This window comes from Trichocoleus desertorum AS-A10, assembly GCF_039962155.1.
Lineage (GTDB): Bacteria > Cyanobacteriota > Cyanobacteriia > FACHB-46 > FACHB-46 > Trichocoleus.
On sequence record NZ_JAMPKN010000009.1, the window covers coordinates 117,032 to 135,809 of the forward strand.

Annotated in this window: 14 protein-coding genes; 7 read left to right on the top strand and 7 right to left on the bottom strand. The window is 48.7% G+C overall.

Features of this window, described 5'->3' with window-relative positions; all coding sequences use genetic code 11:
- Window positions 1-193: 193 nt before the first annotated feature.
- The 4 genes from NDA01_RS14355 to opgC all read right to left on the bottom strand — a co-directional run bounded on the left by NDA01_RS14355 (window position 194) and on the right by opgC (window position 5,176).
- Entirely contained in the window at window positions 194-1,528 is a 1,335-nt protein-coding gene (locus NDA01_RS14355) for a TldD/PmbA family protein (RefSeq protein WP_190555871.1), read from the bottom strand.
- Between the two features lie 111 nt (window positions 1,529-1,639).
- A complete protein-coding gene (locus tag NDA01_RS14360) occupies window positions 1,640-2,506 on the bottom strand; it encodes a Tab2/Atab2 family RNA-binding protein (protein ID WP_348228467.1) in 867 nt (288 codons plus the stop codon).
- Window positions 2,507-2,630: 124 nt separating this feature from the next.
- Complete coding sequence (locus NDA01_RS14365) at window positions 2,631-3,953, bottom strand: DUF3131 domain-containing protein (RefSeq protein WP_348228468.1); 1,323 nt, start codon at window positions 3,951-3,953, stop codon at window positions 2,631-2,633.
- A 41-nt stretch (window positions 3,954-3,994) separates the two neighbouring features.
- Window positions 3,995-5,176: an OpgC domain-containing protein gene (gene opgC, locus NDA01_RS14370; RefSeq protein ID WP_348228469.1), complete on the bottom strand. Its 1,182-nt coding sequence runs from the start codon at window positions 5,174-5,176 to the stop codon at window positions 3,995-3,997.
- Window positions 5,177-5,598: 422 nt separating this feature from the next.
- On the opposite strand from opgC, the gene NDA01_RS14375 reads away from it, so the two are divergent.
- From NDA01_RS14375 to NDA01_RS14405, 7 genes are all read left to right on the top strand, one after another.
- Window positions 5,599-6,243 (top strand): pentapeptide repeat-containing protein, encoded by a 645-nt coding sequence (locus NDA01_RS14375; RefSeq protein WP_348228470.1) that lies wholly within the window; start codon window positions 5,599-5,601, stop codon window positions 6,241-6,243.
- Between the two features lie 75 nt (window positions 6,244-6,318).
- A complete protein-coding gene (locus tag NDA01_RS14380) occupies window positions 6,319-7,857 on the top strand; it encodes a hypothetical protein (protein ID WP_348228471.1) in 1,539 nt (512 codons plus the stop codon).
- A 163-nt stretch (window positions 7,858-8,020) separates the two neighbouring features.
- Window positions 8,021-9,487 carry a DUF3131 domain-containing protein gene (locus tag NDA01_RS14385; protein WP_348228472.1) on the top strand — a complete coding sequence of 489 codons (1,467 nt, stop codon included), beginning with the start codon at window positions 8,021-8,023 and terminating at the stop codon, window positions 9,485-9,487.
- A gap of 39 nt (window positions 9,488-9,526) precedes the next feature.
- Complete coding sequence (locus NDA01_RS14390) at window positions 9,527-12,436, top strand: DUF3131 domain-containing protein (protein WP_348228473.1); 2,910 nt, start codon at window positions 9,527-9,529, stop codon at window positions 12,434-12,436.
- Between the two features lie 63 nt (window positions 12,437-12,499).
- A complete protein-coding gene (locus NDA01_RS14395) occupies window positions 12,500-14,476 on the top strand; it encodes a glycosyltransferase (RefSeq protein ID WP_190431806.1) in 1,977 nt (658 codons plus the stop codon).
- 81 nt (window positions 14,477-14,557) lie between these two features.
- Entirely contained in the window at window positions 14,558-14,878 is a 321-nt protein-coding gene (locus tag NDA01_RS14400; protein ID WP_190431805.1) for an STAS domain-containing protein, read from the top strand.
- A gap of 324 nt (window positions 14,879-15,202) precedes the next feature.
- On the top strand, window positions 15,203-15,625 hold the full coding sequence (locus NDA01_RS14405) for an ATP-binding protein (protein ID WP_199296120.1): 423 nt from the start codon (window positions 15,203-15,205) through the stop codon (window positions 15,623-15,625).
- 45 nt (window positions 15,626-15,670) lie between these two features.
- Here the strand turns inward: NDA01_RS14405 and NDA01_RS14410 are convergent, their stop codons facing one another.
- The 3 genes from NDA01_RS14410 to NDA01_RS14420 all read right to left on the bottom strand — a co-directional run bounded on the left by NDA01_RS14410 (window position 15,671) and on the right by NDA01_RS14420 (window position 18,681).
- Complete coding sequence (locus NDA01_RS14410) at window positions 15,671-16,312, bottom strand: pentapeptide repeat-containing protein (RefSeq protein WP_348228474.1); 642 nt, start codon at window positions 16,310-16,312, stop codon at window positions 15,671-15,673.
- A 139-nt stretch (window positions 16,313-16,451) separates the two neighbouring features.
- Window positions 16,452-18,179 (bottom strand): succinate dehydrogenase/fumarate reductase flavoprotein subunit, encoded by a 1,728-nt coding sequence (locus NDA01_RS14415; protein WP_348228475.1) that lies wholly within the window; start codon window positions 18,177-18,179, stop codon window positions 16,452-16,454.
- A gap of 190 nt (window positions 18,180-18,369) precedes the next feature.
- Entirely contained in the window at window positions 18,370-18,681 is a 312-nt protein-coding gene (locus NDA01_RS14420; RefSeq protein WP_190431802.1) for a hypothetical protein, read from the bottom strand.
- Window positions 18,682-18,778 lie beyond the last annotated feature (97 nt).

Sequence of the window (18,778 nt, forward strand, 5' to 3'; positions counted from 1 at the left end):
GATGCCAAGAGCTCACCCAGCAATCACTAGATCTCAGTATCGGACGGAAAATTGCTGTCAGTAGATTCCTCTTGGAGCAACTTGCATCAGCGCTTTACTCAAACTGCATCCAAGTTTCCCAAATCCTTAAACTTGAACTAGCGAGTGAACGACATCAGTCAGAGCCGCGATCGCTTGATTCTGGCCTCATGGCCTAGTGCCGCCCCGTCACAGACAACCCTTCCACAATCAACGAAGGGGTATAGCAAGCACCGTTCCAGTCGGCATCACTGCCAATATCTACCAGTTGATTCAAGGCTGTGTAGACATTGCCAGAAATCATCGTGTCCTTGACACGGCCCACAATCTGCCCCTGCTTAACGCGGTAGCCTAAATCCACATTCACTGAGAAGTCCCCAGAAATGCCCGCGCCACCTCCCAACATCTGATCGAGCACCAATCCTTCATCGAGGCTGGCGATTAAATCTAGGAGAGACTTGTTGGCAGTGGAGCTAGCCATCATCGCACTGGGTTCGATTAACAAGTTAAACAAACCGGGTGTGGGATAACTGCCTAAACCAGGACGGAAGCCGTTGCCTGTCGTTCCGCTCCCCAGCAAACGCCCACTGGTGCGATCGGTATAGAACAATTGCAGCACTCCGTCTTGGATGAAAACCAGAGGCCGAGTAGGTGTGCCTTCATCATCGAAGGGGCAACTAAAGGGACCGCGACTGGGATGCTGAGAAATGGTTAGCGCATCGGAAATCACTTGTTCGCCCAAGCGATCGCTCCAAGGAGAGGCCCGCTCAATTACCTGCTTACCGCTCAGTGCTGCCTGCACCGTGCCCCAAATCATGTCGGCGGCTTTAGAGGTAAATAGAATCGGCACCCGACCGCTAGGGGTTGGCACATTTTCTTTCGCCCACTCCAAGCGTTGCAACACTTCCTGAGCCAAAGCCACTGGGTCTAAATTGCCACGTTGGATTTGCCCATCCGAGACGCTAAGAAAATCGTCACCGCGAATCCACTCCGCCGACAAAAAACAACTTAAGGTAGTGTCGGTATAGCTAAAATCCAATCCTTCAGAGTTGAGCAAACGGGTGCTCTCAGCTTCACACTCCCACTCAGCGGTACAGAGGCTTTCTGGGTAGGCCTCCCGGACTAAGGCGATCGCTTCCTTGCCCCAACCCACGAGCTGCTCAACGGCGATCGCCTCCCCTACATCTGGGTAAAACACTTTAGAGCCTGTCGTTAGCTCGATTGCCTCTGGCTCATTCAGTTGGCTGAGCGCCAAGGCTCGGTCCACCAAGGCTTGTGGCTCTACAGGACCATAGGCTACGGCTAAACCAGGACGGCCATCTTGCCAAAGGCGCAACGCCGTACCTTCTGACTGAGTACTCTCTAGCTGCTTGAGGCGATTGGCTTCAAAGAAAACAGGACGGGAAAGCGATCGCGATTGAAACACTTCCGCTGCTTCGGCACCTGCGCGGGCGGCTAGCTCCAACAGTTGTTCTGCTGGCATCTCTGGCTGTAGTTCGTCAAGACCCATAAAATCTGTGGACGAGTGAAGCTAACGGGGAAGCAGGCGGAGATTACATGACTCAATTAGTCGCGTCACTTCATCCACCTGGGATCACTTTACGCTAGTTTGGAACCCAATTTAAGCCAGATTTAGTTCCTGCAATAACCAAAATCCCGCAAAAGATTCGGCTTCCGGATCAGACTGCACCGCCACAAAATGCACTTGCTGCGCGGCTTGTTTGGCTTGCTCGAATCCTTGCGCTTCTGCTTGCAGTTGTGGCGTGGTGAGATTGGCTAAAATCCAGCGATCGCTTAAGCCTGTTTCGAGCAACAATCTGGGTTTGGTGGTGCTGGTGTCCATTTTAAGGAAGGCCAACTCTAAACCAGACATCCAACCCGCTAAGGCTAAGGCTCTATGCGAAAAAATGATCAGTCCTGGAATTTTGGTATCAGGGGCTAGTTTCAGAATTTCTAGAGGAAAAGCCCTTGTAAAGGCAATTTCCCACTCTGCCATTTCTGCAAAGGCGCTAGCTTCGAGGGTGACAAAGGCCCACTGCTGGCCGATTAGCGCATCGGGTAGCGGTTGTGGAGTGGTGGTTTCGTAACTAACTGACGGATTCGCTCCTGGTTGGAATCCTGGTTGATCGGGATAGACAACTTGCTCTCGCTCTTGCAACCAATGATTGAGGGCAAAGGTGCGGCGGCTGACTTCACAAGCAATGCCTAAATCTTCGCAGGCTTTGTTGATCATGTTCGTCATCTGACGACGAAAGAAACGAATCTCATTCGGGGGTTGAGGCGCTTGGGCGATCGCGTTTTGCAATGCTTCCTGCAACCACAGGGAGTTTACCTGGGTACTGGGACAATACTGGGCATAGCGAAAGAGAGTTGCGGGCTTTTGGCCTGCCTCCAAGGGACTTTCACAGACCAGCACTTCCCACAGTTTTTTGCCACTTTCGTCCAGAATCGGACGTGAATAAAAATCTAATTCCCAGACGATACCCATACAACCACACGTAAATCATTGAGCCAGAGCAGAACCAAACTATCTGCCCCATTACCAGTATCGGTGACGCTGGCTCTTAGAGGCACGACAACTATAGGGAGGGCGATCGCCTAATGCAGCTTTTCTATTCTTCAGTCAGCCTAGGGCTGTTGAATGATGCGGAGGAAGGTTCGGAACTAGTAGCCCAAACCTCTAAAGGTTGTGATGTCTGGTTATAAAGTAGCGCTTCCAAAACAATGGCATTAGTATTTAGAGTCAACGCTCGGTTGGGCTGTTGACTCTCTTCGTAGAAGCCAGCGAATACTCCCTGTTGGGGATCAGCCAGCCAGCGCATTCCCTTGTAGGTTCGCTCGGTGTAGCGGTTACGGAACAAGACATTCCAGGCGATCGCAATCTTGGTACTACTGCCTCGAAAAGCAGCCGCATCCTCTCCCCCAGGAGTCACGGTTTGCCAAGGACGACTATTCGCCACTACACAGTTATGGACTTGCCAAGGAGCCTGATCTAGGTTTGTTTCCGACCAGGCTGTAAGTTGATTTGTCGCTAGATATCGATGCTGTTGAGCTTGGAGTAAGCGGGCAGCATATTCTACAGGCAGCGCTTTAAAGCCGCTTTCTAGGCCATCCAAAACATAAGGCTCACTCACGACACAGTTGGGCTGCGCTCCCTGCTGATCGGTCGGTACCTCCACATTCATCACATCGACAAATTGGGTTTGCGTCTTCACATCCAGGGCTTGAGTTGGCTTCAGCCCCAGCTTGCTCAACCCATAAGCCGCATATTGTTCGTAACCCAGAGTGCCTTCTGGTTGCCAAACTTCCTTACCAGAGGCAGTGGTTGCTGCCATGATCTGGCCATCCTTCACCAGTCGGTCCAACTTCCAACGACTGGTCACCGCTCGGCTAGCGGCAGCATGTTGGGGATAGCGCACTGCCACAATATCTAGCCAGCGAGCCAATCGCCCTAGGTCTACTGCCGAAAACCCAACTTCCTGCCGTTTTTCTGGTTGTCCGTAATCAATCGGCACTAAAGTCGTAGCGTTGTAGGCTTTGTTGGGCAACTCGTTACGATACAGCGGCAACTTTTGGAGAGTAGTTAGAACTTGAGTCATCCAGGGATCAAGCTCTTGCGGAGAAATCAGACCCAGTTCTCGCGCTGCCACCATTCCTGCTAACTGATTGGCCACATCCCACATCGTAGTGGCAGAGAAGCCTGCGGCTGAAGTGACGAGTCCAGTCTGGGAACGGTTTAATTCAAAGTAGCGCCAAGCGTTGCGAGCCAGGTTTTTATCTTCGCCACTCAGGGGAATCTGTCGGGTGACGGGAACAGGCAAAACCGAGGTTTCGCGCCAGGCTAATGCTTTGTGGACGCTAAAGGCAACCAAAAAGATAGCACTGCACAGAGCAACCTGCTGAATCAGATTGAAACGGCGATCGGATGTTTCCATAACAACTTTTTTAATAATGGAGCTAGCGAGGGATACGTCGTTTAGCGAGGCACCACATTGAACAGAAATTGTTTTTTGATGAGGAACCAGAAGAATCCGATCGCGATCGCCTGTAACAGGGTTGTTACCAGGGCACTACCTGTAGTGAGCCCCGGAATCATAAACCACAACACCGTCAGGGGCACATGCATCACATAGACGTAAAGTGAGTTTTGTCCCAAAGGAATTAGAAGTTTGCCTAATGCTTTATTGAGCGGTAGCCAAAATGTGTTGACCACCATATACAGCAAGGGAAATAAACCTAACAAGGTGACTAACCGAATCGGGCCGTTAATACTGCGGTCAGTCCACTGCAACCACTGAACTCGCTGAGAGACATTCGCAGGCCAAACGCCCAATTGCATGTCGTACTGAGCCGCTACCATCGCCGCAATCACAATCGTGACTAGAACTGTGACCAGTGGCAGTTTAGGAATCCGCGCCCAGAGTTGTTGCAACTGCGATCGGTAGTAGCCTGCGGCTAAGCCATGCACATATAAGATCTGCCAAGAAGCAAAAGAGAAATAAGGATGGTCGCGATCGAGCGGATGGAAGCTGAGTGCGTAAGGATGCAACTGCTGCAAACTCCACACAGACCAGGAAATGGCCAGAAGTGGTGCCCACAGCCCTCTGCGTAACAGCCAAAACATACCGGGAGAGGCAACTAGGCACAAGACGTAGAGCTGCAAGATGTCAATTACTGGAGGAGCTAAATGCAATGTGGCAGCAGCTAAGAGAATTTGCCACCAACTTCCTGGAGCGGCTTCAAAAGCAGGGCGAGTCCAGCCTGGAAAGAAGATTGACAACAGCCCTAAGGTCGCCATCAGGATAAAGCTAGTTTTATACAGTGTCCAAGCTCGCTCTAATAGCTTTTTCATGGCTTCAGGTAAGCCAATCTTTTGAATTCGCTGGCGTGTCACCAACCCCAAAACCATGCCCGATAGAAAAACGAATCCTTCCGCAGAACTGGCGTAGATGTGACCCTGAGTGATGTTGTTGAAGTAAGAACGGCTTTCCAAGTGATTGATCACCATTGATGCGATCGCTAAGCCCCGCAGAAAATCTAGGCGGAGGTCTCGTTTGGTATCCACGCTAGGGTCATAAACCCACTGCTTGCGGGAAAACACGTAGGTATTAGGAGTTGCCGTATCAGCCATGATCGGCTTTAGCTCTGAATCAGACATTGAGTGTAGGAGGAAGAATTACCAGGAACGAGCAGGCATGCAGATCGAGGCAGGCCTATTTTGTTATCCAGGTTACCGTCGTCTCTCCGCGTCCATCAAATGGCTGAACTCTTGCTGAATTTGCTACCACTACTGGTATCGGAGAGGAAAATAGCTTTGCACCAAGCCCGTCCTACAACCAAGAATTTGAAGGCCCTACAGCAAGAGTAGGGCGATGCATCATCCTTCGAGCTTGAAAACATCCCACCTTAAGGAGCAATCGATGGCGAAACAAAAAAAGATATCTTAGCGCTAGAACTGGGTTTCAAATTTTACCAGTGGCGATCGCCCCTACGTGGAAAGCGAAGCGGGATTTAGCTGCCACTCTTTTCTCAACCAGCCTAGTTTGTTAGTCATCAATTAATCAGCCAAATATAGGATTTATGGATACTGCGACGCTCCAGAAACAATATGACTCCGGACAACGAGATTTTAGTCAGATTAATTTGGTAGGCGCTAATTTAACGGGTGTAAATTTAGCTGGAGCCAATTTGAGCGGAGCAAACTTGATGGCGGCTAACCTCAGCAATGCCAATTTGATGGGTACAGACTTGTCCAAGGCCAATCTAATCGTCACTAAACTCGTGGGAGCCAACCTCACAGGGGCCAATCTTGCAGAAGCTAATTTGGATGGAGCCAATGTTAGTCAGGCTAACTTAACGCGATCGCATTGTAGTGAGGCCAACTTGACAGGGGCCAATCTCTGCATGGCTAATCTGACAGAAGCCAACTTCCAAAAAACCACTTTAAAGGGAGCAGTGCTGCTGATAGGAGCCGATTTAATTCGGGTAGACTTCAGTGGAGCTAACTTAAGTGGTGCAGTTTTAAGCGGGGCCAATTTAACAGCCGCTAACTTGGTAGGAGCCAATTTGAGTGAAGCCAATTTGAGCGGAGCTAATCTACGCCGAGCCAACTTTGATGGAGCCAATTTGCGTGAGGCGAACTTGCTGGAAGCAGACCTCACCGAAACCAATTTAGAGACAGCCAATGTGTTTGGCGTCAAACGCTCAGAGTCCTCAATAACATAATTACAATCGCGTCATGCAGATGTCTAGAAAACCTGTGAGGAAAGCTTCCAAGTGAGTTTGCAGGATAGGATTACCATGTTTTTCCCAAGTTCACGACATCTGCGATCGCCCTCATTACCTTTTTGGAGTTTAGGCATCTGGATACTAGGAGGCACTGGAGTTCAATCGATCGCTACAACCTCTAGCTCCTTAGATCCCGTAGCTTCCGCAATTTTGGCCGAGCTACAGCCTCGCCCAGAGCAATTTACTTCAGAAATAGATAATCACGCCGCTACAGAAACAGAAATCCAGACGGCATCTTCACTTCCAGCACATCGCTCATCTGCCTCAGCACTATCTTTAGAGCCAGACCCTACCCCAAGCGCCAGCTTAGAGAATGCCGCGATCGCCCCAGAAAAGCCCAACTCTTTAGAGCCTGAATTTTTAGGTCTTCCTAACTCGCAAGCTTTAAATTCTGAAGCGGCAATCATCTCTGCGACAGAAAATCAAGCACTGGCAGAGTCTGACAAGCACCAAGCTAGTTCTGTTACCTCGCTCTTCTCCACGCTTGCAGTTGAGCCAGAAACCATAACTGGCGTGGCAGCGACAACCTACATTGCCACTTCAGGACCAGAAAACTTTAACCCTGAATTACGAGTACCCCCACCTCCACCACCACTGCCACCCCCAGCCCTACCCCCTCCAGCACCAGCGCCATTAGAGGCACCACAGGAGACGGAACCGGTTACAGCTTCCCAGGAGTCTAATCCCTTTAAATTAGAAAATCTGCAAATCAATTTTCGTGATAACCAAGATCAATCTGGGCAACATAATCAGTGGATAGAGCCAACCGCTCAATTTCAACTGGGTAATAAGGGTGATCGCCTTCTAGTCAAAACGGGATTCAACACGTTTGAGGAGCCAGAAACTGAAACCATCACCAATATCCCCATTCAAATTGGCTGGCAGACCAAGGTCGGCAAATCAACTTTACAAGTGGCAGCGGGTGTAGACTTCTTCAACCGTTTGCCTGCGGCCCTCAATCTAGATGTTCAAGCCAGTGTGCCTCTCACGCCTTCCCTGACAGTAACGGGAGTTCTAGAACAAGGCCCTTATAAAGCCAATGCCAGAACGTTAGAAAACCAAATCACTGCTTGGAGATTTGGGCCTAATTTGTTTTGGCAAATCGATCGCAAAACAACTCTTTTTTCGTCATTCCGGGTAGGACTTTATAACGACGGCAACAGTGAGGCACAGTCCTTTAGTCGATTAGAACGAAAATTTGGCCAATTTCATGTTGCGGCCAACTTGTTCTCTTGGAATGTGAGAAAGGATATGCAAGCGCAGAGCGGCTACTTCTCACCCCCAAATTTTCTTGTCTACAACGGAGAAGTAGGGTGGCAGGGTAAGCCTTTTGACTTTCTCACCTGTCGGTTAACTGCCAATTTGGGAGGCCAGCGCTTAAAAGATACCAGTACCAACGGTTACAGCTATCAAGGTCTTTGCACGGCTGAGTTATCACCCTCCATTGAGATAGATCTTGGCTATACCGTTAGCAATATCTTTACTCGAGAAACAGGAGAAAGCGGTGCTCAAAGCGATGCAGTAGTCAGCCAACTTCGGGTCAAATTTTGACTTGATTCAGCCTAAAAGCCTAAGTAAATCTCCTATAGGGTATATTCCAAGCGGAGGTTCCTCAAGTATAAAAAGTATTGAAGATTACATAGTACGCTTACACGACCTTAATCTCTGTATTCCTTAAACAAACGTCATTCTTGTAGTTGAACTTCTTGACTCAATGGATTTTGAACCTCCTTCTAAAAGATTATCGTTACTAGCAATAGTAGGTGGAGTCCTCACCGCTGCCATCGCGATCGCTGGATTAGAAACTCTGTCCCGTAACTCTCGGCAAGCTCCACAAGTCGTGACCTCCCCTAAACCGATTGTCAAACCGTTACCGTCTCTCCCTCCGGGTTTGCCACCTGAAGCTACAGAGATCGCAAAGCTAGATTCAAAATCCTGGAGTTTGCAAGGCACACCTGTTTCTCAACAACAACTTCAAGCAGTCAAAACGCCTTATGTAGCGGCAGGGACAGGAGCAGGTAGCCTGACTCCCGAAGAACAGGCGATCGCTCAGACAGCTTGGAAATATTTTGAGGCCAACTGGAATGAAAAGACGGGACTAGTCAATGCGGTAGATGGTTTCGCCTCAATCACGATGTGGGACCAAGCAGCAGCCCTAGCGGCATTAGTCAGTGCTAAGGAGCTTGGCATCGTTGCAGAAACGGAATTTAACGCCAAAATGAGCGTTAGCTTGAAAACCTTGGCGACAATGCCTCTCTACAAAGGCGAACTACCCAACAAGGTCTACAACGCTAAAACGCTGCTTCCTGTGGGCTATGGGCAGTTAGACAAGCGGCAGGAGATTGGCTGGTCTGCCCTAGACATCGGACGTATGGCTATATGGCTGAAAATCATTGGCGCTAAATATCCTGAGTTTCAAGAGCAGACCGAAGCAGTCTGGAAACACTGGAAGGTTGACCGACTCACCAAAGATGGAGATATGTACGGCACCGCAGTAGTTAAAGGCAAAGAACAGGTCAATCAGGAAGGCCGTTTAGGATATGAAAATTATGCCGCTTTCGGGCTAAAACTTTGGGGCATGAAAGTTGATAAAGCCTTGGACTATCAATCCAAAGTTGCCTACGTTAACCTCTACGGGCAAGGAGTTCCCTACGATCGCCGAGACTACTCCAATAGCCAAGCCAACAACTATGTCCTCAGTGAGCCTTTCATTCTAGATGGCATTGAAACAGGTTTCCAATCCTTACCAAAGCCTTTTGCAGATCGGGTTCTAGAAGCCCAAGCTGCCCGTTATCGCGCCACCAAGAAACTCACTGCTGTCACTGAAGACAACCTCGATCGCGCTCCCTACTTTGTCTACAGCACCTTATTTGTGAACGGGGAACCTTGGTCAACCATTACCCCTGAGCAGAAATCACAATACCATCTCCGCTTCCTTAGCACCAAAGCGGCAGTGGGCTGGCATGTCCTCTACAACAACGACTACACCCAGAAGCTATTCGATTTTGTCAACACCAATATGAAAGCCGAAAAAGGTTGGTACAACGGCTTTTATGAGTTGCTCAATGAACCGAATGCAGCGCTTACAGCCAACAACAACGGGGTAGTACTAGAGAGTTTGTTGTATCGAAAAGTGGGCAAACCCCTCACGGTATGGGCAGGAGTGCAAGCTACGCCATAAATCACAGCAATCATATCCGTCCCTAATTTGGTTTCCAGCATGCGGAGAACTTTTCAGCCCAAATGGATTCGAGCGATCGCCCTATTTTTAGTGGGGGTCTGCTTTCAATTCCTGCTCAATGCTTATCTTTCCAAACCAGTAGTTGCTCAGCAACCCGTTGCCACGGGTGGGGCTTGTGCCGAAATCACAGTGCCTCTAACGCCAGAAGAGCAAGCCTATGCCACTACAGCTTGGCAATACTTCGTCAAGAACTATCAGCCCGCCACGGGATTGGTGAATTCTGTCGGCAATTATCCCTCTAGCACCTTGTGGGATATGGGAAACTACTTGACGGCTCTGAATTCGGCTCGTTGGTTGAATCTGATTGATCAAAAAGAATTTGATACCCGTCTGAATAAGTTCTTGACGACGCTCGCTAGCTTAAGACTATTTGAAGACACCTTACCCAACAAAGTCTACAACACTGCTACTGGGGCTTTAGTAGACTATGGCAATAACCCCATAGAACGGGGTATTGGCTGGTCTGCCCTTGACATTGGGCGTTTGCTCGCCGCCATGCACATTATTCGGACTTGCCATCCTCAATACGCCGACTGGACAAAAGGTGTTCTGTCTAAGTGGCAGTTGGCTCGCTCCATAAAAGATGAACAGATGTATGGAGCCGCAGTCCTAGAGGATGGCAAAACTCTTCCTGTACAAGAAGGACGATTAGGGTATGAGGAATATGCTGCTAGAGGCTATGAGCTTTGGAATCTGAAGCCCGCTAAAGCTCTGGAGATAGAACCTTTTAAGTTTGTTGATGTCAATGGCGTCCAAATTCCAGTAGATACCCGTGACTATCAAAGTTCCAATGCCAACAACTATGTCGTGAGTGAATCATATATCCTTGACGGCATTGAATTTGGTTTGGGAGGAGTCTTAGGGGACTATGCGGCTAGGGTGCTAGAAGCTCAAAAACGTCGCTATGACTCTACAGGTCAACTAACAGCCGTTTCCGAGGATAATCTCGACCAAGCTCCCTACTTTATCTACAACACCGTCTATTCCAACGGCGTACCTTGGGCTGCGATCAACGAAAAGAATGAGGCTTTTCCTCAGTTCCGCAACATCAGTACCAAAGCCGCGTTTGGCTGGCGTTATCTGTATCCCGATAATGCCTATGCTCAAAAAGTCTTTGATGCGGTCAAAACCTTAAAAGATCCAGAGAATGCTGGCTTCTATGCAGGTCTGTATGAAACCACCAAGCAGCCCAATAAAGTCTTGACGGGCAATACGAATGGGCTGATTTTAGAAATCCTGTATTACAAAGCTCGTGGCAACCGTCCGTTAATTGGTTCCAGTAATGTAACGTTTGCCTCTCCCCGGGGTGGTGCTACAGCAGCACAGTCTGCACCAACTCCCTCAGTACCACCTACGGCTTCACAACCAACTGCGGCTCCATCCACTCCACAACCAACTGCTGCTCCACCTACCCCACAGCAACCGGCGACTCAAGCTCAAACTCCCCCTCCAGCTACGACTGCTCGTGCGGTTGCTCCTCCGGTTAAGGTTGCAGCTATTGGCAGTGTGGGTTCTCGACTATCCAAGCCTCCTTTAACGGTCAAACCACTAACCGTCGCAGAGCGTCGTTATGCAGAAGCGGCTTGGAATTATTTCAAGTCCAACTACAACCCAGATACAGGCTTAGTTAGCGATCGCAGTGACCTCAAGACTGCTTCGCTTTGGGGCATGGGTAATTATTTGGCAGCTCTGAATGCAGCGCGATCGCTAGATATTGTTTCTGCTTCCGAGTTCGACCAGCGGGTACGGCTGTTGTTAGGCGCGTTAAGGCAGGTCTCACTCTTTGGCGGAGAACTTCCTTATCGAGGCTACGACACAAAAACCTTGCAACCTGTAGATTATGGTGGCAACCCGATCACAGAGGGCAATGGTTGGTCTGGAACTGATGTGGGGCGACTTCTAGCAGCTCTACACAACCTAAAAAGTTATCATCCCGAATATACAGAGGCGGTCGATCAAACCGTTCTAGATTGGTCATTTCTGCGCGTAATTCGAGATGGCAAGATATTTAGTGCCATCACCACACGAGATCAGCAACCCCAGAGAGCTGCCCGTTGGTTAACCCGAATCAAGCCCGTTAACTATCTAGGATATGAAGAATATGCTGCTCGCGGCTTTCAGTTGTGGGGCTTTGAGGTCGATCGCTCAGCGGTAGGAGGTCGATACGAAACCGCTACAGTAGATGGTGCTCCAGTGCCTACACAGCGGTTGCAAGCTGGCAACAAAACAGAAAAACCTGCTTACACGGTCGCCGATCCCTTCGTGTTGTATGCCTTGGAGTTTGGCCTAGATCCGCAAATGAAGGAACTGGTGCAACCCATGCTGCAAGCCCAAGCCGAACGCTATCGTCGGACTGGCACCTTCACCGCAGCGGGAACCACCTTGATCAACCGCAAACCCTACATTGTTCATAGTACGCTCGTGGGCAAACAGCAGCCTTGGGCCACACTGGCAGATGATGGTTCAGCCATTCCAGAGTTGCGGATTGTTAGCACCGCGATCGCCTTTGCGTTCCGCGCCTTGCTGCCAGAAAACAAGTACGCGCGTCAACTTGGGGAGCAAGTCACAGACTTGTATAGTCCACTGCTAGGCTACTACGAGGGGTTTTATGAGCAAACCGGGAAACCGACGATCGCGGCCTTTAGCAGTGGTACCAATAGCTTGATTTTGCAATCATTGCTCTACGTCAGTACCAAGCAACAACCGCTCATTCGTCCCACCCAATCAGCGAAATCTCCTTGGTGGGAGGCGATCGCGGCAGGAGACTCCGGGCGAGGGCTACCTGAGAGAGCGACGCAAGCAATTCAACTGGTGAGGGATAGAGCTGGAACCTATTGGGCATCAGCGCCAAACAATACTGCGGTTCAGTCTCGCCAACCCAATCTCTAGCTCTGCGATTTCCTCGCCCCATCTGTGGTGTCATTCATCCCTGGAATCTCTAAGTCGTTTCGTATGATCAGCCCCATCTCTATCGTTGAAGGCAGTCCCAATTTTTCTGGTAACACCCGTTCTCGGTTAAAGCAGAGAACTCTTCTGTTTCGGTACTTGGCTGAAATCAATCTGATTTTAGGAGCCTGGTACTTGTATTGGCGGGTTAACAACTCGATCAATTTCGATGTGCTGTGGCTGTCGATTCCACTGCTACTTGCTGAGATATACAGCTACATCGGCGGACTCATGTTTACGATCGGGCTTTGGCGGCCCCTGAGCCGTCAGGTGAAGTCACTCGATCAGTTGACTCCGGCGATGCCTGCATCTAGTTGGCCCACCCTAGATGTGTTTGTCACCTGCTATAACGAATCGGTAGACATTGTAGAGCGAACTACTCGTGCTGCCCTGGCAATGGACTATCCCGTTACTAAGTTGCGGGTTTACATTCTGGATGATGGCAACTCTTCAGAGATCCGAGCGATGGCTGAACGTCTGGCTCTAGAAGATTTACAGCTACCTCAACTTCAGGAAGAAGTTGCCCGCCTCAGTCGTGAGCGAGTCCAGCTAGCTACTCGCCTAGAAGAACTGAAACAACTAGAACCCGACACGCAAGCCGCCGAAGCCTTCCTCGAAGATCCATCTACCATTAATCAAGGCAACTTAGTATTTGGATGGTTACAAAGTCTTCAGAAGCTAGCGCTGATGCTGAATCCAGGACATTCCAGCCTGCGCGATCGCCTGTCCGCCGAAGAAAAGCAAACCGAGCAATCGCTGCATCACAAAGAATTAGAACTGAGCGAAGTCCTACGGTGCCGTTACATTGCTCGGCCAAAGCCTGCTGGAAAACCCCACTACGCCAAAGCGGGTAACATTAACTACGCTATTTTTGCGGGGGGCACTGCTGGGGAGTTCATTCTTACCTTAGATGCAGACCATATTCCCAAACCCCATTTCCTAAAGCGGGTACTTTCCTACTTCTACACTTACAACGTAGCTACAGGCCGTTACGACAGTAACCGCATTGCCTTCGTTCAAACGCCTCAGGATTTCTACAATATCCCGCCAGGTGACCCTTTTGGACATCGGGCCAATCTATTTTATGGCCCCATCCAGCAAGGTAAAGATGGTCTCAACTCTGCCTTCTACACAGGCACTAATGCCATTCTCCGACGCGAAGCGCTGGTCAATGTAGGCCTGCGGCATTTCTTCAACGAGTACAGCAAAAATGAGCGTCAGTTAAGCGATTTCGACTTGGTCGGTGGTATGTCTAGCAACAGCATCACCGAGGACATGAATACGGCAATGCGCTTGCATGCCAATGGGTGGAAGTCGATCTACCATAATGAAGTTTTGGCGGAAGGATTAGCGCCCGATGACCTAAGTTCTACCTTGAAACAACGCCTTCGTTGGGCTCAAGGAACCATGCAAGTCATGGTGCGGGAAAATCCTTTCACGAAGCCAGGGCTGACATTCTGGCAGCGATTGCAGTATTTTCAAACCATGTATAGCTATCTATCAGGTTTCGCCACTGTAATATTTATTGCCTGCCCAATTATCTACTTTTTCACAGGCATTATTCCGGTGACATCCTTTGGCCCTGATTTCGCCATACACTTCTTCCCAGCATTTATTTTAAATCGCCTCACCTTTATGGTGGCGGGTTGGGGCGTGCCCGCTAGAGAAATTTGGCGGTCTGAACAGTACGCGATCGCTCTCTTTCCCTTGTTTATTCAAGCAGTGGTTAGTGTCTTCACCAACCGTCCGATTAGATTTCAAGTTACTCCTAAACAGCGGCAAGCAGGCATTTATTTAGGGCTCGTTATTCCGCAATTAACTGTTTTTGTACTGACCATACTTGGTATAGTTTGGAGTCTGTACCGCTTAGTGACAGGCACATTAGAGGACCCTGCGGTTCACCTAATTAACGCAGCGTGGTCAGTTTATAACCTAGCGCTGTTACTCGTCATTATTCGTGCAGCCGTTTGGCAGCCTGAATAAGCCCTAAAGCATTGCTTTAACTACTTTCGAGCAGTGAGAGCAATATCACTTAAACCTAGATTCGTGAATGGATAGATGATCATGGACTCTCAAGTTACAGTAATTCAAGCTTCTGGATCAATTGATAGCATTAGTGGCAATCAGCTTCGGCGAGATGTGAGTGATGCGATCGCCTCTGGTGCGAAAACAATTTTAATTGACTGTGAAAAAGCTACCTTTATGGACAGTTCTGGGTTAGGGGCTTTAGTCATGATCCTCAAAACCGTGCGAGAAGCAGGCGGTAGGCTCGCACTTTGCTCCATCATTGATCAGATTGAAATGATTCTTCAGTTAACCAGTATGGACAGTTTGTTCGAGATTTTTCCCAACCGAGAAGCATTCGAGCAAAAGGTCGCCAGCTAGCTTAGATTTGGAGAAGAAGCTGATATTTTCATCAGCGCAGCTTCATCCAGTAGCATCTTTTTATTCCATCCCTGTTTTCTCTGAAGCAACTTTTAGGAATCAGGGGTGGGTAAGCTTTAGTTACCTTCAATCTGACAACAACTCTGGTACATCAAAAATATAATGAATCTGAGTTTCCACTCTGAGAATTTTGCTTTATCATCCTTTGAGCAAGACAAAGCCAAGAAACGGTGAGACTGCATGAGTTAAATTTTTCTTGAGATTTTCAAGGGGAATTTAACTTCTCAGCTCACTATAGTAATAGTTATTTAGATTAGGTTCCAGGTGACTTCACAAAATCGCCTTCAGGTAACGACAAATCTTACAGAACTCAATCAAGTATTGCTTTGGTTCGAGCAGTTGCATCAGCCAACAATTCCTAGAAAAATCTGGATTCAGTGTCAGACAGCCTTAGCCGAAGGATTTACCAATGCGGTCAAGCATGCTCATAGCAACTTACCGCCTGACACAATTGTTGAGATTGAGGTAACTATTACACCTCAACAACTAGAAATTTATGTCTGGGATTTTGGTCCACCTTTTGACTTAATTCAAAATCTCAAAAGTCGCGAGCAAACCTTTGATCCTACTGCCTCTAGTGGTAGAGGGCTACAGCTAATCGCTCGGATTGCTGATCAAATTAGCTATGTTCGTACTGATGAGCAGCGTAATTGCTTATCAATGATTAAGTACTACCAAGCATCCTAAGATTGAACCAATCAGACGAGCGATCGCGGATATTAAGTTTGGGGCCTAGAGATGACAGGTTGGGTCTGGCAAAATAGCTCGGCTAAAGTTAGCAGAACTCAAATCAACTTCACTCAGATCGGCTCCGTGACAATTGGCATCACTAAAGTCAGCTTGACTGACAGCAGCACCTCTAAGATCAGCTTCTCTTAAGTCGGTCAAGCTAAAATCTGTTTTAGTTAAACAAGCCTTCACTAAATTTGTTCTGAGCAATTTAGCTTCACAAAGAATAGCTTTGTTTAAGTTAGCAGACTTCAGAATTGCACCAGAGAGATCAGCGCCGCTAAAATCGGTTTCTTCCAGGCTAGCTCCTGTGAAATCTGCGTCTACCAGGGTTCCCCCCATAAATTTTGCCTGGGTAAAAATAGCGCCCTGAGCATTGGCACTTACTAGATTGCTACCGTTGAGATTAGCTTGTTTGCAATCCGCTTGTCGCAGGTCACTATTAAGTAAAATAGCTCCACTTAAATTGGCTCCTTCTAGAATTGCGCCTTGGAGATTAGCAAAGCTGAGATTAGCTTGAACCAAACTAATTTCTCTTAAGTCTAAGTTGCTTAAATCTACCTGAATCTCAGGATTTTCTTTTCGCCACTGGTTCCACTGCGAAACACCTTGTCGCAATAAGGATAAATATTCTTCGTTTTGCATATCAGACTAACCTAATCATTCTCTGGCGATCGCACAGTTAACTCACAACTGTGAGAAGGTTCAACAATTGTATTATTGAACTCGCTAGCTACAGTAGCGCCTTACGTAGGAAGTTTTTAAGAAAACTCGTTTCAAAAACTCAATATTTACGCTCTTGCGGTTGGAACATTGTGATGGTCACAGGGCGATCGCGCACATCAACGCCTGCTGGAGAGTAGTAAGACAACGTGTGCTTGAGGAAATTCGCATCATCTCGTTCGGGGTAATCTTCTCGCGAATGTGCCCCTCGGCTTTCTTGCCGCCATAGGGCTGACGTGATGATCATTTCTCCTACGGTCATGACGCTGCGGAGTTCTAAGGCTTCTAGAATTTCGGTATTCCAGAGTTTGCCTTTGTCATCTAAATAAATTTGTCCGTACTGTTGTTGCAGCGATCGCACTTTTTCTAGACCTTCGCGCATCCGAGCCTCGGTGCGAAACACCCCACAGTAGTCGGTCATGCAGTCTTGAAAGGCTTCCCGAATTTGGTTAATGCGGTACTCACCGGGTTGATCAAGCAAAGATTGGATTTGATTTTGGGTATCCGTGAGGTAACGCAACTCCTCGACATCGGGCAGCTTCCGGTTTTGCACATACTGAGCGATCGTTGCTCCAGTTTTGCGCCCAAAAACCACACACTCTAGCAGCGAGTTACTACCTAAGCGGTTAGCGCCATGCACTGAGACACAAGCGGTTTCTCCTGCGGCAAAGAAACTCTCAACCAAGCCCTCAGTACTACTGCGGACCTGACCTTCCGTGTTGACGGGAATGCCGCCCATCGAGTAGTGAATCGTAGGCCGCACAGGCATGGGTTCATGGACCGCGTCAATGCCAATCAGACGATGCGCTTCTTCCCAGCAGAAGGGAATGCGGCTCATGATCTTTTCTTGGCCCATGTGGCGGAGGTCGAGATAGACAAACGGCCCCCCAGCACTGCCATCGCGATGAACGCCTCGCCCTGCTTGAATTTCTCGCGCGATCGCTCGTGAAGTAATGTCCCGTGGAGCCAGTTCCATGCGGCTTGGCGCATAGGTAGCCATAAACCGCTCCCCTTCACTGTTAATCAGGTAAGCGCCTTCTCCTCGGACTGCTTCTGAAATCAACACGCCCACTGGATACAACCCAGTGGGGTGAAATTGGACAAACTCCATATCTTCTAACGGCAGACCCGCGATCGCCGTCATCGCCAAGCCATCTCCGGTAGAGGCAAAATCGTTGGAGGTGGTGTTGTAAACACGGCCATAGCCTCCAGTGGCGAACATCACTGCTTTGGCACGCATCACCTCCAGCTGCCCGTCTTCAATGCGGTACATCACCACACCTTTGGCCTGACCCTCCTCCAAAATCAGGCGAGTCACATACCACTCTTCATAAAGGTGCACGCCGTAGCGCATCAAATTAGTCACCAGTTCATGCAAAATCGCATGACCCGTTTTGTCGGCAGCATAGCAAGTGCGATTGTGAGAATGCCCCCCAAAGGCGCGCTGAGCAATCCGACCATCGGGTAAACGGGAGAACAACACTCCCATGTGTTCTAAGTCAATCACGACTCCTGGCGCTTCTTTGGTCAAGATCTCTACTGCATCCTGATCGGCCAGATAGTCGGAACCCTTAACTGTGTCGAAGGCGTGGGCTTCCCACGTGTCCTTGCTATCCACATTTTTGAGCGTAGCGGCAATGCCACCTTGAGCCGCTACCGAGTGGGAACGAATGGGATGGGTCTTAGCCACCAGAGCCACACTGAGGTTGGGGTCAGTGCGGATAATTTCGAGGGCAGCTCGACAGCCAGCCAAACCGCCCCCAACAATAATCACATCATGATCAATCATGCTCGAACCAGCTGGAAAACGCTTGTTCTACTATGGTGACGCAACTCAAAGTTTCCTAGCCAATGGGTGAGAACTTCTTTAGAAATCTTTGATTGAGAACTGCTAGGTAGACACAACAAAGCATCACACCTCTCTACTGAGAAGCGTGATGCTGACACAAACTTTCTAAAGAGTTTCTAAAAAGGGCAGCTTAGCTAGCAGCCTGAGCGGGTCTCTGCGCTGGGATGTTGTTGGGAGCTGTTTCTGGTTTGGTTGCTGCATCTGTAGCCGTGACTTCAATGTGATTAAACAGCGTGGTGACGAAAGCAAATAGCAAAAATGGCAACGACAACACCAGGATTAAACCTACCGTTGCTAAGGCATAAACGGGACGACTTGCTCCCATCAAAGCCAGAGCTGCGGCCAAACTTAAGAAAATTACAATCAACCAAACAATAATTTGACCATAAATATCCCCAAAGGTCAGAGTACAGATAAAACGATATTTCTGTATGTTATTCATGGTGTCTCTCTAGGTGTTCCTTTAAATTCTTAAGTTAATTCGTGGTTCAATTTTTGGACAACTTCTCAATCTTTCGACAAAGGATGCAATATGTCGT

Bases quoted from the DNA above. Each gene is read 5' to 3' on its own strand.
- NDA01_RS14365 (WP_348228468.1), bottom strand. From the start codon at position 3,953: ATGGAAACATCCGATCGCCGTTTCAATCTGATTCAGCAGGTTGCTCTG.
- NDA01_RS14385 (WP_348228472.1), top strand. From the start codon at position 8,021: ATGGATTTTGAACCTCCTTCTAAAAGATTATCGTTACTAGCAATAGTA.
- NDA01_RS14390 (WP_348228473.1), top strand. From the start codon at position 9,527: ATGCGGAGAACTTTTCAGCCCAAATGGATTCGAGCGATCGCCCTATTT.
- NDA01_RS14395 (WP_190431806.1), top strand. From the start codon at position 12,500: ATGATCAGCCCCATCTCTATCGTTGAAGGCAGTCCCAATTTTTCTGGT.
- NDA01_RS14420 (WP_190431802.1), bottom strand. From the start codon at position 18,681: ATGAATAACATACAGAAATATCGTTTTATCTGTACTCTGACCTTTGGG.
- NDA01_RS14380 (WP_348228471.1), top strand. From the start codon at position 6,319: ATGTTTTTCCCAAGTTCACGACATCTGCGATCGCCCTCATTACCTTTT.
- opgC (WP_348228469.1), bottom strand. From the start codon at position 5,176: ATGTCTGATTCAGAGCTAAAGCCGATCATGGCTGATACGGCAACTCCT.
- NDA01_RS14355 (WP_190555871.1), bottom strand. From the start codon at position 1,528: ATGGGTCTTGACGAACTACAGCCAGAGATGCCAGCAGAACAACTGTTG.
- NDA01_RS14400 (WP_190431805.1), top strand. From the start codon at position 14,558: ATGGACTCTCAAGTTACAGTAATTCAAGCTTCTGGATCAATTGATAGC.
- NDA01_RS14415 (WP_348228475.1), bottom strand. From the start codon at position 18,179: ATGATTGATCATGATGTGATTATTGTTGGGGGCGGTTTGGCTGGCTGT.
- NDA01_RS14375 (WP_348228470.1), top strand. From the start codon at position 5,599: ATGGATACTGCGACGCTCCAGAAACAATATGACTCCGGACAACGAGAT.
- NDA01_RS14410 (WP_348228474.1), bottom strand. From the start codon at position 16,312: ATGCAAAACGAAGAATATTTATCCTTATTGCGACAAGGTGTTTCGCAG.
- NDA01_RS14360 (WP_348228467.1), bottom strand. From the start codon at position 2,506: ATGGGTATCGTCTGGGAATTAGATTTTTATTCACGTCCGATTCTGGAC.